The 20,701-nt window shown below is 54.4% G+C and carries 23 protein-coding genes and 1 pseudogene; all 24 read right to left on the bottom strand.

Going from position 1 to position 20,701, the window contains the following annotated elements:
* The coding region (locus tag APU11_RS14190) for a phage tail protein (protein ID WP_060578581.1) at nt 1-2,839 on the bottom strand (2,839 nt) is incomplete at its 3' end.
* Nucleotides 2,840-2,894: 55 nt separating this feature from the next.
* Nucleotides 2,895-3,494, bottom strand: a complete 600-nt coding sequence (locus APU11_RS14185) for a tail assembly protein (protein WP_060578579.1) — start codon at nt 3,492-3,494, stop codon at nt 2,895-2,897.
* The gene (locus APU11_RS14180; RefSeq protein ID WP_060578577.1) at nt 3,482-4,213 is read right to left on the bottom strand and encodes a C40 family peptidase; all 732 of its coding nucleotides are present in this window, start codon (nt 4,211-4,213) and stop codon (nt 3,482-3,484) included. Before APU11_RS14180 ends, APU11_RS14185 begins: the two co-directional genes overlap by 13 nt.
* Nucleotides 4,214-4,225: 12 nt before the next feature.
* A complete protein-coding gene (locus APU11_RS14175; RefSeq protein WP_060578575.1) occupies nt 4,226-4,996 on the bottom strand; it encodes a phage minor tail protein L in 771 nt (256 codons plus the stop codon).
* Nucleotides 4,996-5,346 (bottom strand): phage tail protein, encoded by a 351-nt coding sequence (locus tag APU11_RS14170; protein WP_060578573.1) that lies wholly within the window; start codon nt 5,344-5,346, stop codon nt 4,996-4,998. The genes APU11_RS14175 and APU11_RS14170 overlap by 1 nt, the downstream gene beginning before the upstream one ends.
* A gap of 86 nt (nt 5,347-5,432) precedes the next feature.
* Nucleotides 5,433-5,819 (bottom strand): hypothetical protein, encoded by a 387-nt coding sequence (locus APU11_RS14165; protein WP_127851167.1) that lies wholly within the window; start codon nt 5,817-5,819, stop codon nt 5,433-5,435.
* 56 nt (nt 5,820-5,875) lie between these two features.
* Complete coding sequence (locus APU11_RS14160) at nt 5,876-9,031, bottom strand: phage tail tape measure protein (protein WP_060578569.1); 3,156 nt, start codon at nt 9,029-9,031, stop codon at nt 5,876-5,878.
* Nucleotides 9,031-9,318 (bottom strand): DUF1799 domain-containing protein, encoded by a 288-nt coding sequence (locus APU11_RS14155; RefSeq protein ID WP_060578567.1) that lies wholly within the window; start codon nt 9,316-9,318, stop codon nt 9,031-9,033. The genes APU11_RS14160 and APU11_RS14155 overlap by 1 nt, the downstream gene beginning before the upstream one ends.
* 17 nt (nt 9,319-9,335) lie before the next feature.
* Nucleotides 9,336-9,674 (bottom strand): phage tail assembly chaperone, encoded by a 339-nt coding sequence (locus tag APU11_RS14150; RefSeq protein ID WP_060578564.1) that lies wholly within the window; start codon nt 9,672-9,674, stop codon nt 9,336-9,338.
* 66 nt (nt 9,675-9,740) lie between these two features.
* Nucleotides 9,741-10,652, bottom strand: coding sequence for a DUF1983 domain-containing protein (locus APU11_RS14145; RefSeq protein ID WP_060578562.1), 912 nt, complete (start codon nt 10,650-10,652; stop codon nt 9,741-9,743).
* 13 nt (nt 10,653-10,665) lie between these two features.
* The gene (locus APU11_RS14140) at nt 10,666-11,217 is read right to left on the bottom strand and encodes an HNH endonuclease signature motif containing protein (RefSeq protein WP_060578560.1); all 552 of its coding nucleotides are present in this window, start codon (nt 11,215-11,217) and stop codon (nt 10,666-10,668) included.
* Between the two features lie 157 nt (nt 11,218-11,374).
* Nucleotides 11,375-12,307 (bottom strand): phage tail tube protein, encoded by a 933-nt coding sequence (locus APU11_RS14135; RefSeq protein WP_060578558.1) that lies wholly within the window; start codon nt 12,305-12,307, stop codon nt 11,375-11,377.
* A gap of 46 nt (nt 12,308-12,353) precedes the next feature.
* A complete protein-coding gene (locus tag APU11_RS14130; protein ID WP_060578557.1) occupies nt 12,354-12,803 on the bottom strand; it encodes a DUF4128 domain-containing protein in 450 nt (149 codons plus the stop codon).
* The gene (locus APU11_RS14125; protein WP_060578555.1) at nt 12,793-13,392 is read right to left on the bottom strand and encodes a hypothetical protein; all 600 of its coding nucleotides are present in this window, start codon (nt 13,390-13,392) and stop codon (nt 12,793-12,795) included. Before APU11_RS14125 ends, APU11_RS14130 begins: the two co-directional genes overlap by 11 nt.
* Before the next feature lie 2 nt (nt 13,393-13,394).
* Nucleotides 13,395-13,748, bottom strand: coding sequence for a hypothetical protein (locus APU11_RS14120; protein WP_060578553.1), 354 nt, complete (start codon nt 13,746-13,748; stop codon nt 13,395-13,397).
* Nucleotide 13,749: 1 nt separating this feature from the next.
* Complete coding sequence (locus tag APU11_RS14115; protein WP_060578551.1) at nt 13,750-14,232, bottom strand: DnaT-like ssDNA-binding protein; 483 nt, start codon at nt 14,230-14,232, stop codon at nt 13,750-13,752.
* Between the two features lie 2 nt (nt 14,233-14,234).
* Nucleotides 14,235-14,504 (bottom strand): hypothetical protein, encoded by a 270-nt coding sequence (locus APU11_RS14110; protein WP_060578549.1) that lies wholly within the window; start codon nt 14,502-14,504, stop codon nt 14,235-14,237.
* Between the two features lie 39 nt (nt 14,505-14,543).
* Nucleotides 14,544-15,680 carry a P22 phage major capsid protein family protein gene (locus APU11_RS14105; RefSeq protein ID WP_032621539.1) on the bottom strand — a complete coding sequence of 379 codons (1,137 nt, stop codon included), beginning with the start codon at nt 15,678-15,680 and terminating at the stop codon, nt 14,544-14,546.
* A gap of 17 nt (nt 15,681-15,697) precedes the next feature.
* Nucleotides 15,698-16,450, bottom strand: a complete 753-nt coding sequence (locus tag APU11_RS14100; protein WP_016042134.1) for a DUF6651 domain-containing protein — start codon at nt 16,448-16,450, stop codon at nt 15,698-15,700.
* Between the two features lie 107 nt (nt 16,451-16,557).
* On the bottom strand, nt 16,558-16,767 hold the full coding sequence (locus tag APU11_RS26940) for a hypothetical protein (protein ID WP_072200421.1): 210 nt from the start codon (nt 16,765-16,767) through the stop codon (nt 16,558-16,560).
* Nucleotides 16,768-16,790: 23 nt separating this feature from the next.
* The gene (locus APU11_RS14095) at nt 16,791-17,255 is read right to left on the bottom strand and encodes a DUF2829 domain-containing protein (RefSeq protein WP_016247115.1); all 465 of its coding nucleotides are present in this window, start codon (nt 17,253-17,255) and stop codon (nt 16,791-16,793) included.
* 20 nt (nt 17,256-17,275) lie between these two features.
* Nucleotides 17,276-18,379, bottom strand: coding sequence for a phage minor head protein (locus tag APU11_RS14090; RefSeq protein WP_060578547.1), 1,104 nt, complete (start codon nt 18,377-18,379; stop codon nt 17,276-17,278).
* A gap of 1 nt (nt 18,380) precedes the next feature.
* Nucleotides 18,381-19,784 carry a DUF4055 domain-containing protein gene (locus APU11_RS14085; RefSeq protein WP_060578545.1) on the bottom strand — a complete coding sequence of 468 codons (1,404 nt, stop codon included), beginning with the start codon at nt 19,782-19,784 and terminating at the stop codon, nt 18,381-18,383.
* A gap of 4 nt (nt 19,785-19,788) precedes the next feature.
* Nucleotides 19,789-20,701, bottom strand: a pseudogene (locus APU11_RS14080) (terminase); the annotation flags it as partial.

Genomic DNA, 20,701 nt, shown 5'->3' with positions numbered 1-20,701 from the left:
CCTGGCGAACATCAGTAATACCCGCTTCATTCTGGGCAGTTTTCGCCTCTAGACGAGTAACATCCGTGACGCGCGCTTCCGTCTCAGTAGCGATCACCTCCCGGAGCTGTTCGAATTTCGCAGAGTTAGCCCCCTGCTGCGCAGTCTGGCGCACAACAACATCAGCAATAGCCAGGGCATTGCCAATGATTGCTTCTGCTGTCTGCTTATTCGAACCTACTGCTGCAGCCAGACCATCGGCGTTCTCCTTAATCGCTTCAGAAAGTTCGGCCAGTTTCTCGCTGCTGGCTACTGCATCCTCAATTAGGTCCTTGAAGACTTCAGAACTTTTGATGTCCTCCAGGATTGCATTGGTGATATCGGAAACATCGATGCTGGCCTGCCCGCGCACCCAGTCTGTCCAGTCGCTCTGATTCCCGATGCGGTCAACCAGCCGGGCGCGATACCAGAATTCCTGACCTGCCTTCAGCCCCATCTGCTGATAGAGTTTCTGAGGATACGGAACATCAGCCAGAAGCATCGGACTCGCACCGTCAGAGGTCAGGCTGTATTGCAGTTCTGTATTAAGCGTATCACCGGAATCAGCAGGGAATCCCCAGGTGACGTTGATTCCGAATACGACGTCTTCGGAGGCCTTAAGCCCGACAGGTTTGGGTACCTCACCCGCGCGTCCCTTCAGGTGTGTAAGCGCGGAAGTTGCCCAGAGACTCGATGCACCGCCGGAGTTGATCGCGCGTACACGGACCAGATAATCACCCTCGAAGATGCCAGGCACTTCGATATTTCGCAACCCGGTTTCAGGTACGTTTACCCACTCGTTATTTCCACGCTTCCACTGTGCCCGGTAGGCTATGACGTCCGACTGCAGTTTGCCGTCTTTATCAACTGGCGCATTCCATGAGGCGGTTAGCGTGGCCACGCGCTGCCCCTGGCGAACAGCATCATAGCTCGATACCACAATGTTGGTCGGCTGGTTCACGAGCCCGGTTGGAATCAGGCTTGTCGGCGGTGTATCAAGACGTGCATTGTTATCAACGGCGTCATATTTCGACGCGTTATACTCCGCTCCAGTGATGGTGAAGGTGTTTTCCTCATCATCAAATTTTAGGTTCGTTACCCGGAAATACTGTAGGCGCAGCTGCCCAGCATCAATTACGAACACGGCATTAGGTAATGGCGCCGCCGTGAACGGCGTGGACACGATCAGCTGCGTGCCATTTACGGCCTGTATCACCCGGCTTTCAACGGTACCGCCCTGGGTGCGAATCATCAGCGTATCGCCAGCCGCCGCACTGGTGCCCCGGTCAGTGGTCACGGCCTTAAGACCTGCGTTATACCCAGTGATACGCCCGCCGTAAACGCGCCCTGACAGGCGTTCATCTGCAAACGCAAATACGGTGCCCGGCACGAATACAAAGCCATCAAGTCCAGTCTGAAGCGTGATAATGCGGTCAAGAGAGTTGGAATACACCGCCCACCCGCCACGCCGCTGCGCCTCACTCTCACGCGTACAACCGATCGCAGTGATTTGTGTCTGCTTAAACTTGAACTGCTTCACCAGTTCCGGAAACATCACTGCCGTGGTGCGGTCCTGGTAGTGGTTATCCGGATCGCTGAAGTTAATCAGCGCGCTGGAGAAGCGGGTCTTTTCACTGCCGCTCGAGTAAACCGGTTTGCCCACCACCGAAGCGCGGGTAAGGATTTGCAGCTTCGACGTATCCGCCGGCATGTCCGAGACAACATTGAACATATTGTTGCCCCAGAACGTCATGCCATTGAACCCTGCGGCGATGTCTTTGATTACCTGCCACGCATCAGCCTGCGACTGGATGTAGACATCAAACATGAAGCGCGGCTCGGTACCGTCGCCACCCTTCCCGTCAGGTACTTTCTGATCGCAACGCTGGGCAATACGGTAAAGCTCCCACTTATCCAGCATCTGCGCCGTGACGCGTCGGCCAAGTCCGAAACGCGGCTCAGTGAGCACATCGAACCAGATCCATGCTGGGTTATTCGTCCAGCCCCACTTAAACGTCCCGTCCCATGTGCCGCTATAGGTTCGGGCTATCGGATCGTAATTCGAAGGGATGCGGATAATGCGCCCCTTAGGTTTACAGGAAACCTTCGGGATATTGTTGAACGATTTGGCGTTGAACGACACATACAGCAGCGCCGTATGGGGATAACGCAGGCGCGCATCAATCACCTCAGTGATTGCCTGTACCTGCGTTTTATTCTGCAACATCTGGCTGGTGCTGTCGTCGGTGTCGCGTACCACGCGAATCTGCCAGCCTGTACTGGCTTTCGGAAGATTAATGCGATGGGTCAGTTCATAGAGAGAACTGAGTTTCTCTGTCACGGTTCTTGTCATGACCGTAGAGAACGCACCACCATCTACAGCAAGATCGATATGGTACTTTACGGTAGTGCCGACAATATCCCCGTCGTTTTCCTGCTGCTGCAAACCAGGAATACCAATGCGAACGAGCACAGCGTCAATCTGGGTGTTACTCAGCGCGCGCGTCCAGGGCGTGGCTTTTGTCAGAGATACGCCAACCGTAGTTTCGTTCTCCACTGCGGGAAAACCCGGAATCGGCGTCTGGGTCTGTGTTCCCGGCCGAAATTCCCAGGAAACGTTTTCAAAGTTCATCGTTCCGTCGGCGTTTCCCAGCGGCGTACCGTCCAGGAAAATGCTGGTCGCATCCAGACCACCAGCAAACTCACCTTCCCCGAGCGCCAGCAGCATGCGGCAGCGCGCCATTGATTGCGCCGAATCAGGCTGTTCTACAGGTGTGTGCTGCTTCTGGCTGCCACCCTTTGCACCAGTGATCGCTTCCATATTACATCCATAAAAAAAGCACCCGACTGGGTGCTTGATATTCAGAAAGGAGTTATCAGATGTCTTCTGCGACTATGCCAGCGCTGATGATGGCGCCGCCAATCTCACGGACGCCATAGAGAAGCGCGACCGGGTTTCCCATCGCAAGGGTATTCACTGAACCACCGAAGGCATAAGAGGGTTTATTGTCAGGATCGTCTCGCCCCTGTAACCCTTTTGGCTGGGGCGAAAGCATCTGGTAAATACCGCCGGCCATCATTGACGCGCCCGACATGATAAGTCCGGCCCCAAAGGTTAGGCCAACGCCTGTCCAGTTGGTCGTTACTCCAATAATTACGCCAGCAACAACCATCACAGCGCCAAGGATCGTCTGGAATAATCCTGCTTTTTTTGCCCCCTCCATTACAGGAGCAATACGAATATCGCTGTCACCACCCAGCTCCTTGAAATCCTGTTCTCCGATGTTGCGTTTGCCACGAAACACCGCGAAGGTCATGCCGTTTTTTTTGGCATTCATCAGAAAGCTTTCCAGTCCGTCGAAGTTGATACACAGAGCTTTGACAGCTTCGGCAGATGTCTGCACTGCCAGCCGGTGAACGCGCCCAAACCGGGCGCCCAGTGCGCCATACAATCGAATCGTGGTTAAACGCGCCATGGCTTTATCTCCTGCGGCAAGTTTTTGTGACGAACGCAGATCATCGTGCGGTCTTTGAAATAGCCTCTGGAATATGGGGTAATGCATGAAGGCTGGCCGTAAAGATGGTGGAGTAGTTCACCTTCTTCAGTGATGATGCCCGCATGGTTCCACTTATCGGAATCAACCTGCATGATGACCATACAGCCTGGTGCCGGAACGCATTCGACAAACCCTTCCCGCTCCCAGTTTTCGAAATAGAGATTGTCCGGGTACTGGCTTTCCCACCACGGGTAATCAACGCGAAAATCGTTCAGCGTGACGCCCTGAATGGCGTGCCAGTCCATAATCAGCCCCCAGCAGTCATTCGAGCCCAGGATAAACGGACGCCCAATAAGCGGCACCGCCTCCGGCATTATCTCGGCGTATTCATCGCTGTCCGGAGCGTAAATACCCCAGACCACGCCGGAGTTATTGCACTGTTGTCGGTCCAGATCGGACGGAATAGGCCGGGCACCGTCGCCAGGGTGGGAGTGGATGACGCGAATAATCGTCCCGATATCTTCGGCGTTAGCCCAGTGCTCGCCGTCGATGCGGAAATGCTCTGTCGGATTTTCGTGCGTATTCGGCACGGGAATGTAGCGCTGGCGACGGCCAGACTGAATAACGAAGCCACAGCACTCACGCGGGGATTCATCCAGTGCATGCGCCCGGATAGCTGCCATTATAGTTTTATTCATTGGTACGTCCGGTTATCTGGAAAAAAGCACGGTGGCTGGATAGCCCCCAAAATCAAGGGTCGCGGTATTAGGCTCTGCCAGCCCGGCACCAAACCGCTTACGGCAGTCGCTCAGGCAGCCGCCGCACACATCAAGGGCAGGATCTGATACCGGATTCCCTTTCGCGTCGAAATATGCAGTGCCGTTATAGGTGCATCCATCGCCGCTACGATACTGGCCGCGCAGCGCCCACTCGCAGAGAGAGGTGATTTGTCTGGTTGGGATAACAAGCCCCTGCAAGTCTGCGGGGCTACTGAGTGACCATGAAACCACTTCGTCGTCTTCGGAGGTTTTCGTGTCAAGCCAGAAGGTTTGAAGCGTGAACATTGACGAATCAGCTGTAGGGTTTACGCCACCAGGGTAATTCACAGCATCGAGATAGACCGCATAGGTATCGATAATGCTCACTTTGGCGTTAACCATGTCCTTAAATTGCAGGCACAGCGCAGTGATATGGCCATCATGGTTTGAGACGCTGAGGGTGGGCTCCGCCGCCTGGTCTGTTGATAGCTCCAGGCCTGAAACCTGAAATGGCCAAAAATCGTAGGTATTGCCACCGAAGACGATTGGCTTGGGTCCGAGCTTTTGTTCATCTCCATTGGCAGCATCAATTTCTTCCGGCGTATGGGGGAAAGGCGCGTAGTGGAAACGGTGAATACCGCCACTGAACTCTGAGGCGTCAACTTCAACCAGGCGGACCCTGCCACCCGGCGCCAGCATCGCCGCCTGATCGACTAATGCCATTATGCGTACGCTCCATAAGCTCGTTTGATGGTGAACGTCAACTCAGCAACTTTGCTGCTGATCTGCGTTTTACGAACCGAATCGGCTACGACGCGGTAAAGCCCCTTCTCTTCGCCGGGCGGCGTGATGATAAAAGCTTTAACGGTATGAGCCAGGAGGAAATCACGAATACTGTTCACCTCCGTCTCGGTGCCGGTATGCTTCATTGGCACCTGAATAGCAGTAGAGTTAATGCCATTATCAGCAACCTGCTCATAGCCATCACCGAACTGCGCAGCGCGCACCGTTTGACTATATTCAATCGCCCCAGCACCGAGCTGCGAGCGCCAGCTGTATGTTTCAACTGCCATATTTACTCCATAAAAAAGCCCCGCGCATGCGAGGCTCTGTATCGGTTCAAAGTATGGGCGATACTTTGTAATAAACTCAGAACGGTTTAACTTCCATTCATTTCAACAAGCCGGTAATCAGTTTTCCCATCCTTGTCTTCAATGCATTCAGCTCTGAATTTCTGCTTAAGACCAAATTTGTTTTTAGCGCTAAACTCCTGCGTAGCGTAAAACTTACCGTCATTGCCGAGCCATCTGTTCGAGCCAAACACCGACATGTCCAGGGTGCTTTTGTTAATGACTGACATCCTTACGTAAGCTTCACACGCGCTTCTCAACTCATCCAGCTTCTTATCAGATAACGCTTTGGCTTCCTCAGCTTTCAATTCGTCATCAGTTTTCAGACTAAGTCTCGCTGCCACAAGGACAACAACTAAAAGTAAAATGAGCAAACCAATGGTTTTGAGTATCTTCTTAAAGATTTTTTTTAACACAATCATCCCCTGATTTTTATGGTTTTCATCATATTAACCAGGGGACGACGTAAACACTACCTGCCTTTACTGAAGTTGTAGATCATGCCTCCAGGCTTAAGGTGCTTCTGGATAACCTGCAACGCAGCGTTCTGCATTTCATCAGCAAGGGCACGGCCCATAGCATCACCTGAGCTGGAAGACTGAACAGTTGCAGAACCACCAGCATCAACGTTAACGGTGGTATTAATAACCGGAGCCATACCGCCACTGCCCTGGGCGCGTACGCCCAACCGCCCGGCAGAATCCCGAGTAAGTGGCATGATTGCTTCAGCGCCGGCCTCTGCGAATACACCGCCCTTCGCAAACTTCGATGCGCCCTGGAAAGTAAAATACTGGGGAGAGTCGTATACCCCATTAACGTACTTACTGAGCCCGGGCGAATCATAAACACCGCCTTTAGCGTTAAAAGTTAGGCCAGCGGCAGCGTTCGCGTAAGATCCCCCTGGCGTGCTCCCGCCTTTGCTGCCACCGCTTATCCAGCCCATCGCGGCCTGTACTGTATAGGCCACTATAAGTTGGTTGGTTATCTCGAGGATCATCTTGAGCATAGATTTACCGAACTCTTTAACTGACGCGGTGCCAGTTGTCATAAGCTCAGTCAGCATGTTGCTCAAGCCGGTCAGTGTGGAACTGGCAACGTTCTTAACGGCATCATAGGTGTTGGTAGCGGCATCCAGATATTCATTCCATCCAGCAACAGCCCCCGCTTTCCAGTCGCCGCGCAGCTTGTCTTCTTCAGCATAATAATTTCTCAGCGCTGCCAGCTCTTTCGCATAGCCTGCATCTTCAAGCTTGCCGCCACCATTCAGCCATCCTTGACGAAGTTGTGCCTCTTCCATCATGCGCTGGCTCTGACGGCTGCTTAGGCCTGCGCTGCCACGCAACGCTTCTGTCTTTTCCGACATCTGCGTGACGTATTTATTCGCCTGCTGCGCCAGGCCATTGATTTTCTGCTGCGCCTCTACTTCCTTGTTCTTCTGATCAACCACCTTGGCGGCGTTCAGAATCGCCTCACGGCTCGACAGTAAAGATTTTTCCTGAGCAGTCAGCGCGCGGGTTTTGGCTGCCTCATCCAATTCAGCAAATCGAGATTGCTGTTTACTGAACTCGGTGTTTTTAGCGTGGGTTTCTCCTGTTTGTCGGAGGGTCTCGAGCGTTTCAGTTAACGTTCTGGCCTGGGCGCGGTAGTTCTCAAGAGTGCGATCGCCAGCATCCAGCGTGGCTTTTGCCTCTTTGGTCTTTTTGGCTGAGTCTTGTGCAAGCTTCGAGACTGCGTCTCTTGATTCTCGACTTGTTCCGCCATCACCTTTTACGTTAGACCCTCGCGCTTCGGCTTCATAATCTGCCTGTGCGTTAGGCGCAGTGACGCGCTTCCAAAGCTCGTTATAGCGTTTTTTGTTCGCCTCAATCTCTTTGTCCGCTTCATCCCCGGCCTTCTTCATGGCCTCTACATCCATGTCAAGAAAATTAGCCAGCGCCCCGCCACCAGGGATTTTTTCAGCCCAGCCAGCAATAGTGCCGGTGAATTTGGCGTCCAGTGAAGTAATGTTGAGGAAGAGGTCTTTAATCGAAGCTTTAACAAGTTCGAAGATATCGATGATCTGGTTTCCCCATGCGCGCACGGTAACCCCGATTTGACCGAAAATGTCGGAGGAGAAAGCTTTAATCCCGTTCCACGCCTGCCCGATATTATCGGTGGCCTCTACAATTTTATTACTGCGATCCTCCATGGTGTCGGCAAAAAGCGTTATAGCTTCGTTTGCCGCTGCTGTTTTCCCCTTCGTTTTCTCCAGGGTAATGAGGTGCTTCATCATGGCTTCATCAACAAAGCCATATTGCTGGTTCAAGCTCGCCAGGGCTTTAATAGGATCGTTTGCCAGTCGTGAAAAATCCGCCAGCGCAGCCTTCGTATCCAGCCCTGCATCACCCATAGCCAGAATGGATTTGGCAATTTTGGTCATCTGGTCGGCGGTATACTTCCCGGTGTCGTTTAGTTGGACCAGGGTATCAACAGACTCAGCCAAAGAAGCACCAGCGTTATCAGCAACATCCTTTGCCGCGTCGTTCAGTTGCTGCATGGAGGAAAAGCCAGCCCCGCCCATCAAAATGAGCGATCTGGCAACATTGTCGAACTGCTGGGATGAACTGTAGGCAGCCCCAGCCAGAAGAGCCAGCAAACCCACCGAGCCAGCAATCGCAAGGTTAAAGGTATTTAACAGGCCACCCGCCCGCCCCAGCTTCTCCGCTGCCTCACTGGTGTTGTTAAGTCCTTCAGCAGCGTCACTTATGCCTGCTGCCGACTCGGATGTTTCTCTGCTCTCTTCGTTAAACCCAAACAATGCGTCCCGCAAAGCCTGGAGCATTGGGCCTAATCCACCAAAAGAATCCTTAATTTGCCCGCCTTGCTGGAGCAAGATCAGGAAAGGGGATTGGCCTCCAGCCAACTGTGTCGCGATATCGGTGAACTGCGCCGGCAGAGTGCGCAGCGCGGCGCTGTACTGGCCAACGGAAATTCCAGCACGCCGGGCAGCAGCTTCCTGCCGGGATAGCGCCTCTGGCAGTACGTCAGCGACACCAGAGAGGCGCTCACGCGTCTGGTTAAGGATTGTGTTGAAGTGCTCGAACTGCGCGCCGTTAATGCGCCCTGCTTCGAAATGGGCTACCAGCTGTGCGTGCTGTTCATCCAGTGAGTTGAACGCACGGATTGTCGGGTCGATGGATCCAAGAAGGTTCTTTAACGCTGTGGACTGCTTCTCTGCCGCCTGAGTAGCGGCTAATTCGGCCTGAGCACGCGCCGCGGCTTCTCCGGTGTCGGTCAGCTTAAGGCGGGTGTCATCCAGGATTTTGTTGTAAGCCTGGAAGGTATCGGTATCCAGGAAACCTTTGGCCTGGAATTTCCGCAGCGATTCTTGCTGCTCATCCAGGCGGTTTAAGGCCTTGGTAACCGGGTCGATATTCTCCAGCAGCCCTTTGAGCGCGTTCTGCTGCTCCTTGAGTCCTTCGCTGCCTTGCTTCGCAGATTCTGCGCCAGCGCGAAACACGCTATTCAGATCATCTGCTTTATCTACGGCACCGGCCGCCGCCTGGCCGAGTTTATCCAGTTCGTTGCTGGCTGTTTTCAGGTCAGAAACATCGGCCCGCAAAGTAATCGAGGCGATCTGGTCTGTCATTATTTCGTCTCCTTATGCATTACCTTGAGAGCTTCGCTTTCCATAATTTGAAGGTCAGCCATGCAGGCCGCCGCATCCTCAACCCCGTGTAACTCGAACATCCAGGGGAGAACGTTGTAATCAAGGCCGGTCGCCCCGCTCGCGCCGACTCGCCACTGGGTCGCCAGGGAAGAGAAGATGGTGAAGGGCCTCCACACCGAGGGCAGGATCCCCATCTCCTCCTCCACGTCCTCAGGCGTCAAACCAAAAGCGCTCAGCTCCGCGAGCGTCGGTCCCGGCGTATACAATGCTGCGGCGACCTGCCTCAGTTTTTTTCGCGGATACCCATCAGCTCTTTGGTGTATGCCAGACCGATGCTGTCGAACGCGCGTGGATAGTTCCGCAGAAGGACAATAACGTTCTCGCGGTTAAACTCGTCCGGCAGCGCCCACCCCTCGACAATTTCCATGAGGTAGTCGGCCTGCGGCTCGATAGCAGCCTTTTTACCTTCAGCGGACTTTTGCAGCTTTTCGTCCATAGAGCGCAGCTCTTCCAGCGTTTTATGGCGGAAAGTGAACGTCAGCTTGCCGTCTTCGGCGCCAGCGCGCGGAATGCTCGCGGTCACAGAAAAAGTTGGGTTGGGGATCAGAGAAAATTTGGTCATTTCGGTTCCTTAGAAAAGAAAAACCCGCCGTAGCGGGTTGAATATTCCAGTGTGTGATGGTGAGAGTTATCGTTTGTACAGCAGACCGCCTGGCTTCAGCGCATTGCGGAGAACATCGTTTACCACATCGCGCACCGCCAGTTGCAGGCCAGCTACTGAAGCTGTTTGCGCATCAATCTTTGCCTGAAGGGATGTGAACAGATCACTTTCATGTACAGCCTTGAGAACCAGTTCTTGCATCTCGTCGGTTAGTCGCATCTTGGTGGCTGTGCCTGTCGCTGAAGCAATTGAACTGATTGGTTCGGCGGTGGCATTATTGCCATCAGCGGGATTAGCTCCATCATGACTAATTGCCCCAGGGAAACCACCAAAAGCCAGACCACCATTGAAGGCCGTCTCTTCATTATTGCTGGCTGATTGAGCGGCTTCATTCACCTTAAAGCGGTCAGCCTCAAACACGACCTTGCGCTGGTCACCTTCAATGCAGACGGCCATGCCAGCAACGTGCAGTTTGCCGCCGTGGTTCACGTTCATCTTTACGCTATAGTTGGCAGACACTGCGGCATCACCAATCATCGTATCGGTAATATGCACCTGACAGTGAATCGGTGTTCCGTTTATCAACTTTTCAAATGCTTTGCTGCTGCGAATCTCTTCACAAATTTCATCGAGCGCCTTTTGATCGCATTCAAGCTCAACCCCGAGCGGGGAGTAGTATTCCTGCTTCACCGTCTCACCAAAGCGCGTATTGACCAGGTGCTTAATAGCAAACTCCTGCCCTTCAGCAGTCAGGAAGGTGAAATAATTTTCCTTTTGATACTCCGTCGCGGTATGGCGTGTTTCAGCGAATCCCAGCTCCCGAAGCTCAGCAGCACCAGATTTAGCTGGCAGGTCACCAGACTGAAGCGCGCCACGGAAAAACAGCGCATACAGAACATCCGTCGCCGCACCGGACAAAATAGTGATTTTCTGACCCATGATTTATTTCCTTTTAGAAAGTTAGCCTATCGTTGGTTCCGTGATTTACGTGATATTGCAACTGCATCTCGGCAGCCCTTCTTGCTTTCACCGCTTCACTGAAATCATCGAAGTAACCAATATGCTTCACCTTTCCAGAGTCGTTTATCTTTGCTCTCCACTTTCCCCGTGCTTTATACCAACCTACTCCGGGGACACCGGTTTTATTTGTGGAGTAAAGGCGCAAATTCTTGTTATTGACTGCCGAAGTTACTGATCGCAAATTGTGTATGCGGTTATCACCCCTGTCGCCTGAAATGTGATCAATCTCATGCTCAGGCCAATAGCCATAATGTAAGGCCCAGGCTACACGATGAGATCTATATAACCGTCCACCTATCCCGATCCTCAAATATCCATCATTAGCAAGCGCGCCTGCTACCTTTCCGGCGAAATTGGCATTGGTCGCCCGCCAAGAATTATCGGTTTTAAAATGAGTTTTGGGGCGCAGCTTCCAACGGATAACACCAGACTCTGGTGTGTATTCCAGTGCTTCTTTCAGATATTCGATAGAAATATCATTCATCGGAGTTACCTTTTAGTGATGAACCTTGTCGCACAGGAGATCCAGCCCTCAGAAGGCTCCGACGCCGGCCGGTTCCTCAAGGGTCATCCTGAAAGGTTCTGAGTGGTTTTGCGCGTGCGATGCGCATAAAAAAGCCCGGCGTACCGGGCCTGATTAGTTAGCTGATCGTGACAGTACACGCAGCCGAGGTGATGGTTTTACCCGCCGCGTCAGTGACTTCGCAGGTGTAAGAACCAGCATCACCGGATACCACAGATGGAATGTTGAACGTCGAGGCGGTTTTGCCCGGAATAGCGGTGCTGCCTTTCTTCCAAACGTAGGTGTAAGGTGCTGAGCCGCCCTTCATTACCACTGCCAGATCCAGCGCTGCGCCTGTGGCAACGGACTTGGTGGCCGGCAGGTCGGTCAGGAACGCCAACGGCGTCACGGATGAATCGGCGATCGGGTAAATCTGCATGTCCGATTCGAAGTTCATGCGCGCCTCGTTACTCTCCACGGCGTTGATTTCCGTGCGCGGCACGCGCTGGAACGATACTTTGGCTGAGTAGAAACGATCGGCTTTGCCGCGTGGGTTGTGGAACCAGACCGCGGTGGTGTCGCTGGAGTCATCCAGGTCAATGAGGCGTTTGTAGATCGCCAGTTGAGGGTCATGTGCAAAGGTGTAAACCTGAACCACCGCGTTTTTAAACGTTGGGATGGTTCGCGCTTTGTCATCTTCTAGGAACTGCACGCTGATGGTCTGCTGGTCACCACCTTCAGTTGATAGTGTCATCACCTGAGGCATGGTGATCCATGAGTCGATTTTGCGCAGCGTGCCCGCGCCAGTGCCTGCCGGGAATTTGGTGGTGTCGGTAGTATCGAATGCTTCCAGCACGATTTTATTACTGGTCACCGATTTGACGCGCAGCACCATGTTATCGAGCTTTAACCAGCCTGAACTCACCTGGACAACATCGCCAGCCAGGATGCCAGCAGCGGATGCAACGGTCAGTTCGCATTCCGTCGCGTTAGAGGCTGCGGTAAAGGTGATCGGGGCTTGATAGGCCTTGGCCACGTTCACACGCGAGCCGTTAGGGATTGCGAATGCCATAGCACTCTCCTGAATTTAGGTAATAAAAAACCCGCCATCTGGCGGGTCAGTAGTCAGCGCGGTACTGCATGCTGACGGGAATGGTGTAGGTTATGGAGCCACTGGCCCCGTTTGGCGCCGAGGTTGGCCGGTCCTGGATGGGTTGTCTCACCTGCGGCGGCCCATTGATATAAACAGTCAGGTCACCATCCACCAGCGGAATCCCTTCGGGAAAAGCATCTGCGACAGACTTTGCCAGCCCTCTGGCCTGCGTCACGCCGCTGCCTGCTGGCGCAATGATGTTGAGCTGCAGGATGCCCTGATAGGTTCGCAATTGACCTTCCAGGTCTTGCCCCACCGTCTGTGCCGGCAGAACATAAACACGCCCGTATGGTGAGCTATCCGGGGGAGTAAACGGTATGTTCGGCCAGGCTACTGGCAGCCCAAGCGATAAGCAGATAACCGCAATGCGGCTCTCCAGTAGTTCAGCAATTCGCATTGACTGGTCACTGGCCATTGCGCACCTCGCTCATTGCCTCACGGAACAACTGCGCGGCATCCAGCGCAGTGATGCCCACCATGCCGCCGGGTGCCTGGCCGGAATGCCCGTTCTCCAGTGCTGCCGCATATGGCAGATTATTGGTGAAGAAAATCGAGCTGACCTGGCCTACCCGGAACACCTCGAGCACCGCCAGGCCGCGAGAGTTGGACCCCTGGCCGGAAGCGTCCGGAGTTTCGTTGCTCTCCGTTGGTTGGCTATCGAACCCCACATACCAGTTGTTCTTGAAGCGCCCGCCGACATAGCCGTCGGGCTTTTTGATGTCCATCGAGTCGTTCACTCGCAGCCCGCGCTTAAGGCGCCCTGACTTGGTCAGGTTGGCCGGGTCATCACGCAGCGCAGCATTGTGGTCTCGTACGGCATCGTTATAGGTTGATGCCGTCTGGTTTACCTGCCAGACATTAGGGTTGCCAATTGGAGACATTTCGACCAAGCGCCCGAGGATTTTGATACCCGTTCGGCGCACCACCTCGTCCATCTCCTGCTTTGAGCCATCAACGAACAGCTGAATAGCAGCCAGGAACGGCTGATTAACAGAACCGGCCATAGTTACGCCCTCAGCTGGATGTTGTAGGAGATCAGCACATCGGCAGGCTTAACCGGATTCGGCTGTACCACGCGCCACTTTTGGCCGTTGATATCAATGATGTCACCGATGCGCACCTCAGTTTCATACGTGGCCGCCAGCTTCTTATCGCCTGTAGCAATCAGAGAGCCGTCGATTTCACGAGAGGAGTATTCGGTGATAACGCCAGTGACGGTCGCAATGGTTGTCGGGGTAGTGACCTCTTTCCCGAACTGGTCACGGACGGTGCTGCCGCCGCGGGTGAGCTGGTAGGTTTTGCCATTCTCGGTCAGCAACCGGGTCGCCGTGGCTCGCATGCGTCGATAGTCGATTGGCATATCACCCCCTTTCTATACGGATCTGATTGCCGCCCACCACCAGCCCGCGCAGTGCGGTATAGAACCATGGGAAAGACGGAGAAGCTTTATTCGTTCCCGGCTCGTACTGCACAGAGACGGCCCCCTGTACGCTCTCAGCTATGACCGCGCCGCCACCGGAGACCGACGGCGTGAGGTCAATCTCCTGCGACTCGATAGCCAGGCGGCATTGGGCATCAATCAGGCGCTGTGGAATAGCATCATCCGGCAGGTCCACACCATCGAAGCGTACGCCGGAGCGCGGCCAGGATAGAGGCTGAGATGCGCTGGAGCGCTGACCACGCCAGGTCCTTCCTTCCAGAAAGTCCATCGCCTGCATCAGCATCTGGCTGCATTCGCCATCTTCGGCAGGTATGGTGTATCCGCGCGCGGCGGCAAAGACCCGCAAGTCGGACACGCTGGCGTAGCTGTTAAAGTCCGGCGAATGGGGATCGGCAACCAGCATGGTTATTCCTCCAGACGCCAGTCCAGCGCCAGCCAGTTATCCACTTCAGCAGGGTGAACATCAGCGCGCAGCGGACCGCCGGGGAACTCTGGGATATCACGCACCATGACCACCAGCTCAATACCTGGCTGTTCCTGCTGCTGTTCCTGCTGCTGTTCCTGCTGCTGTTCCTGCTGCTGTTCCTGCTGGGCAGGGTTATTATCAGCGGTCTGCTGAGCTGCAAGCTTTTCCGCTTCACGCTGCGCGCGCTGCTCTTTTGTTAATCCGGCCATCGGGCCTCCTGAATAACAAAGGGGCCGAAGCCCCCTGGGTTAACCCATGATGATGGTGGAATGTTCAGGCTGAACGGAGGCCACACCCCACGCCACACCAACCTCGTAACGCACCTGACGGTACTGGCGGTACAGCGCGATCTGGAAGGTAATACCAGAGACCGGATCGGTTACGTTCATCACGTCATCAGCGGTATCGCCGCCTTTTGGCATGGCCGGGGTACGGCAAGCCAGCAGGAATGCGTTACGGTCAAAGGCAACGTTTGGCACGAACTCGCTCAGCACAGTGACAGTCGCCTGATCTGCCAGATCCTGACGCAGGCCAGGTGCGCCGATGGTGATAGTCGAAGAGGTTGCCGCTACGACCATGTACTGGTTGTCATCGCCATCGAACTTCACTGCGGTCCCGGCAGCAATACCGCCAGTACCAGCAGAGATAGCAATAATGATGTCGCCCTCTTTCTTCTCGCCATTGACCTTATAGCCCGCCGCCGTGCTTTTCGCGGTGCGCTTGATGTTGGCGGATTCGTGCAGGTTAAAGCCCATCACACGACCAATGATGCCTTCACGCAGCAGCTGATCGGTACCGGCTTCGTTCGCTTTGAACAGTACGGACTGTTTACCACGGATTGACGCCATCGCTTCGCCGCCCAGTACCATGCGCAGGTCAGTGGTTGGTGCGCCGTTATCAGTCAGCACCTGACGAGCGTTCGCCGCATCAGACAGGTCGTCTTTGACACTGAACGGTGTATCTTTTGGAGCACCAACAGCGCGGGAAGATTTATAAGCCAGCGATGCCAGGTCAGCATCCATTTCGTTGCTCAGTGCGCGGAACGCCTGAGAAAACTGGTCAGCCAGGACAACGTCATAAGTGCCTGATGGTCCGATGGCAAGCTGCTCTTCACCATTCCATTTGACCGGGGCCATTTTGGATTTGGTGATTTTCACGTCCACGGTACCAATGTTCTGATCACCGTCGTTTGGCGCGGTTGCCGCCGGAGTGATATCAACGGTGGTGGTTTTTGGTGCTACCGGTGCGGTCACGGTTTGGTCTTTGGCCGCGGCATCGGCTTTAGCGTTACGGGCCACCGCCGGGATAAAACCTACCTGCTCACGTGAAACGCGGTTAAGCGCCGTATAAATGGTCGGGATCAGGCCAGTCAAAGTATTAGACATGTATTTATTCCTTTCGATTAATCAACGATGCTTGTGCCGCCGCCAATCACAGCCTGTTGCTCTGCTGGAGGTAATGCATCAAACGCATCGCGTTTCATGGTTTTTTGCCCGGCCTGGTGCTGCGACTGGTGAGAACCGCCGCCGCTGTTACCGGACGCTTTGAGGATGTAATCTTTCTGCGGATGCGACTCGACCAGTGACTCCAGCGCTTCGTCGAAGCTAGCCAGCTCGCCAGGCTTGGTGCGAGAGAACACCTTATTGCCCTGACCGTCGAAGGCCACGACCTTGCCGTCTTCGATTTTGAAGTTCTGCCCGAAGTACGAACGCACGAACTCAGCCGGGATCGCCATCTTCTCTGAAATGAATTTGGAGCCACCGAAGCGGCCGCCGATCATCTCGTCGTAGAGTTGAGTTTCCAGTTGCTGGGTCTTGCTGTTCGCCTCTTCGAGTTGCTGTTGGAAAACTTTGGTGATCTCCGCCTTTACCTGGTCAACGGCACCAGCATCGATCAATTTTTTCTGGTCGATTTTGGTCATCATCTCCAGGGCTTCGAGCGCCTTGGCCGGGTCGGTGATGCCAGAGAATTTCGCGAGACTGGCTTCCGCCGCCTCCTTCGCTTCACGGTGAGTTTTAGCTTCACCGTTCAGGGAGGTGATTTTTGTCATCGCTGCGGCTGCGTCGAACGGGATTTCTTTGCCGTCATCATGGATGTACACAGGCATGCCGTTTTCAACGACCACATTTCCGTTAGCATCAAGTTTCAGTTTCATTGTTTTTGCTCCAGCCTTCCGGCCATACGTAATGGGTCATCCGACCCGGGCACCGCGTCGCATCCGCTCAGCGGCAGGCATAAAAAAGGCCGCTCGGAGGCAGCCTGTTAGATAAATTCAATGGCTATTACGCCGCGTAGCTTGCGGGTATAGATATCATCCCGCTTACGCTTGTGAATCCGCAGCGGGTGTGGATGTATGCAGGCGATTCCTCGCTTAACATCCGCCCATATGCAGCGTTTGACCTCGTTGCCGTTAACGAACACTCGGCGCTTACCGCGGCCATCGCCCACATGGTGAAAATTGTCATCTCGCATAGACCAACCCCCAAGCAACTGGTTTAGAGAATTTGCCAGTCATCAGCCAAGACGTCGGTTTGGCTTGGTGCCCAAGGCACGCGAGCGCCATTTGGGTATGGCATGGCACCATTGCCCGGCACCGGATAAATTAAACGAATGTACGGCAGGTCCACAGATGGCGACTGCTGGACCAGCTCAAGCCACAGGCCCTTGCCGTTCCAGCCTGCGCGGGTGACGCGCTTGCCTGATTTCAGGGCTTCGACAGCCAGTCCGAAGCTAAGCCCCGCCACTGGTCGGTAGGCTTTGTCGAACACATCTTTCGGACTCCAGCTCACATACCCGTTGAAGCGATCGGTGTTTGGCTTTCCGCCATCCAGATACTCGACGAGATAACCTTCATCACTTCCGTTTTCGTCACTTGGTAACTCCCAACCACGAAAGTCGTTATATGCCAGACGGGTCATCGGGTAAGCATTGATGAGCTTCACGCCAATATGTTGAGTCATTGTTTTATTACCTTATTCAGTTATTCAAAAGCCGACGCATCCACTCGGCGCAGTTCGTCCAGTGTAAGGAACTCCCCGGCATCGTTGAACATCTCTGGTACCGTGATTTTCCCGTCACGCAGCATCATGGCGCGGGTAACGCCCAGTACCTGCTCCTGCCGCGTGTAAGGCTGCCTCGCAAGCCATTCGGCATAGCTGGTATGCGATGGTATCTGCCCGCCCATAGATGCGCGCGTGGCGCTGCTCAGCTCGCCAGAGGCTATCTGCATCTCTTCCCACGACTTCGTGAGCAGGATTTCGCAGGACCTGCATAGAAAATGGATTTTTCCCGGCCCGCGTAGGTAGGGAATTTCATGCCCCAGCGGTTTGCCGTCCAGCGAGTAAAGCTTGCGGTCGCGGATGATGCACCACTGACTGGTATGAGTGTCCAGCGTCGAAGACCACTGTTTGGCCTTCACAATATCGCTGTTGGCCTGCGCGAACTCCTGACGTGCCGTAGCAGCCATGTGGTTCACTGCCGTGCGAGTGACCACCGCAAGGTCGCGCCGGGACGCATTAATCACCCCGTCCTCGCGATTAAGCTGCGGCGTGCCGGCGACCCGCTTTACAATCTGCTCGACGGTTTCACCCTGAAGAAATCCGGTGCGCACGGCACTGGTAATTTTTTCCAGCCGATCCGATTCGAGTTTCTTGCCCCACTCTTTCAGCAATCTCCCCTGAAAAGGCTGAGCCACTGCTGAGGCGTAAACCTGCTCAGGCGCGATGCTCTGGAGCGGTACATGCCTGAGGATCTGCTTCGGAATGATGCTGCTGAAAAGGTCAAACTGATAACCGACCTCATATTCAACGTAGCGCGTCAGTTCACGTGCCAGCGCAGCATTCACCGGCTCATAGGCCTGTTGATTCAGTTCACGCACACCAGCCAGCAGCGAAGCCAGGCGGCGAGCGCTGTAGGTATCGGCACGCTTACCATCCAGCAGCACCAGCAGTTTGGCAGCCAGGTCGGCATCCATCTTGCTGAGCAGCGCCACCATCCGACGAGCGACGCCAGTACCGTAGCGGTTTACATACAGGCCGTGCGCTATCGTTTCGTCCTGCAGGCGGTCATTGACGGAGCGGGCCATGCTATACCTCGTCTAACGTTCTGGTATCCAGAGACGATGATTCAGCCAGCAGTTCGCTCAGAACCACATCAGGATCCGCATCGGCATCAATCAGGTTGAGTTTTTGCAGGGCTTTAATCGCATCGATACGGCGAAGGTCACCGCCCTGGCGCAGGGACTGAATAGCCAGCGCAGCAGGCGGGTTGAATTCTTTCGACTCAACATCCAGCTCGGTGCGAACATCAACGTTGCCACCATCTTTCTCGCCGATGTACTCGGCCATGATTTGCAGAATGTTGTCGATCGCATCTTCAAGGCTGGTAGCCATGGTGTAGAGCGGTGACTGCTCCTGCATTTTCTCTTCAGAGGTCTGGTCTACCGATTTGGTAGAGGTGTTTTCCGTACGAAGCAGCTTCGCACCAGCCTGGCGCATCTGCTCCACAAGTTCTGCCAGCGACTCTTTACCAGCACCGATGGAGGAGCCTGTATGCTCGACGTACTCCAGACCCTGCTTTTGCCGATCAGTGAACGACGTAGCTGAAGACGAGCCAATTATCAGCTCTTGCCCCTCTTCCAAACCGAACACCGTGAGCAACGGCACCCTGGCGACATGCAGGATGTTGTCCTGCTCGCTTTGACTCTGCCAGTGCTTGATGTTCAGCAGAGCCATATTGAGCAGTGGAGGTGAACCACACATAAACCCGGTGCGCTTGGTGTAGAGCGTCACCAGTGTTATGTCCTTACGAGATGTTGTCCATTCGTCGAACTTCTCCCAGTTCGCCGCCCCATCGATACCTTTCGACTTGCGGTAGATTTGCACCATTCCAGGTGTCAGATAACGAATTTGCTCGACCTTTGTCTGCCCGAAGTCGTCGCCGTCCTCGATAACTACCTCTTTGATACGCAGCTCGGTCAGCACCACTTTGCCGTCTACCATTTTCGACTTCCATCCGATCACCTGCCGGGGATTGAGCATGGTGACGTATGGGCGCGCGCCAGTAGCTTTCTCTTCCGCTTTGGTTTTCACCTTTTCGGTGTCCACCCTGGGATAATCCACCAGCGCGTGGGAGAGTCCATACTGCATCGCCAGACCGAAGAATGCCTGCGCCCATACGTCCAGGCGCGTCCCCTCAAGGTCGAAGTTTTTCGCATACTCTCGCAGCTCATCAGGCACATTCTCGGCAAGCTTAATGGGCTCGGCGAATACACGCCCGATGTTTTGCTTAATGGTCTCTTCGTAGGCTGGAAGAAGCGTGGCCACGGCGAGGCGTTTTTTGTAGTCCTCTTTGTCTTCTTTCGGCCAGCGCGGTAGATATTGCTCGCCCAGCTGTCGCATATAGAGCGTGCCGCCCATCAGGGCATCGTTGATATCCCACGCCTCGACCATGTTCCCATAGTCCAGATTTGGGGTTGAAATATCAGGCATGGGATTAGATCCGTAGGTTGGTGACTTTGCCGGTTGGTTTACGGCGGTTTGTCTTCACGACTGCGAAATAGCGAAATCCATCAGAGCCGTGAGAGGTTTTGTCGTGTAGTGGCTTATCCTTCCAGCAGCCGCGCTTGTCGTCCCACTCCTTGCGGTAGCCTTCAAGGTGGGAGATACCCTCAGCGCATCTGTCTTCCGCAAACACACATGAAGGGAGAATTTCACGGACTGATTCAATGCCAGTATCGACTGAGACTTTCGGCACAACCTGGAAACGCAGCGAGTATTTCTGCCCGTCGATTTCGTATCCTTCACGAGCAAGCTCACGGCGTGATTTGGCATCACTACCGAACTCTCTGTTATCAATATCGTGTGGCCCCCAGTGCTCACCGTAGGTGTAGCCCCGGTCTTTCAGCACCTTCATGTAATGCCGCAGGCCCTCGCCTGAGTTCTCGTAGTAATCGATGATGTGGAACTCTTCGCCGACCTCGCGAACGAACCAGATAGCCGTGGAGTCGCTAACACCGATATCCCAGAATGTATGAACTGGCAGGTGTGAGTTATCCGGGATTTGCCCGATCCGCTTGTTGGTATAGAGCCAGCGGAACTGCTTGGCGTAGTACGCGCCCTCGACCGACTGCTGGAACGCCTCGGCCGGAATGGTCGGGTACTCGCGCTTCATATCATCGCCGAGGGTTTTCTCTTTGGCGTGATACCAGGCTTTTTGACGATCGTTAACGGCAACGCCGTGCTTAGCCGCCATCTCAGCGAAGTAATCGACCAGGCGCTGCGGCAGAGACTCTACCGGGTCGATTGCGTACTGCGGGTTCTTCCACCAGGAGAAGAAGAAAAACTTCCAGTCCAGCGCGGATAAGGGTTTGCCCTGTAGCAACGCTTTCTCTGCCGTCTGGCAGTAA

It is taken from the genome of Enterobacter sp. 50793107 (assembly GCF_001463365.1).
Taxonomy (GTDB): domain Bacteria; phylum Pseudomonadota; class Gammaproteobacteria; order Enterobacterales; family Enterobacteriaceae; genus Enterobacter; species Enterobacter cloacae.
Note: the sequence above shows the minus strand (reverse complement) of the source record. Positions and strands in the feature narration are given on the sequence as shown.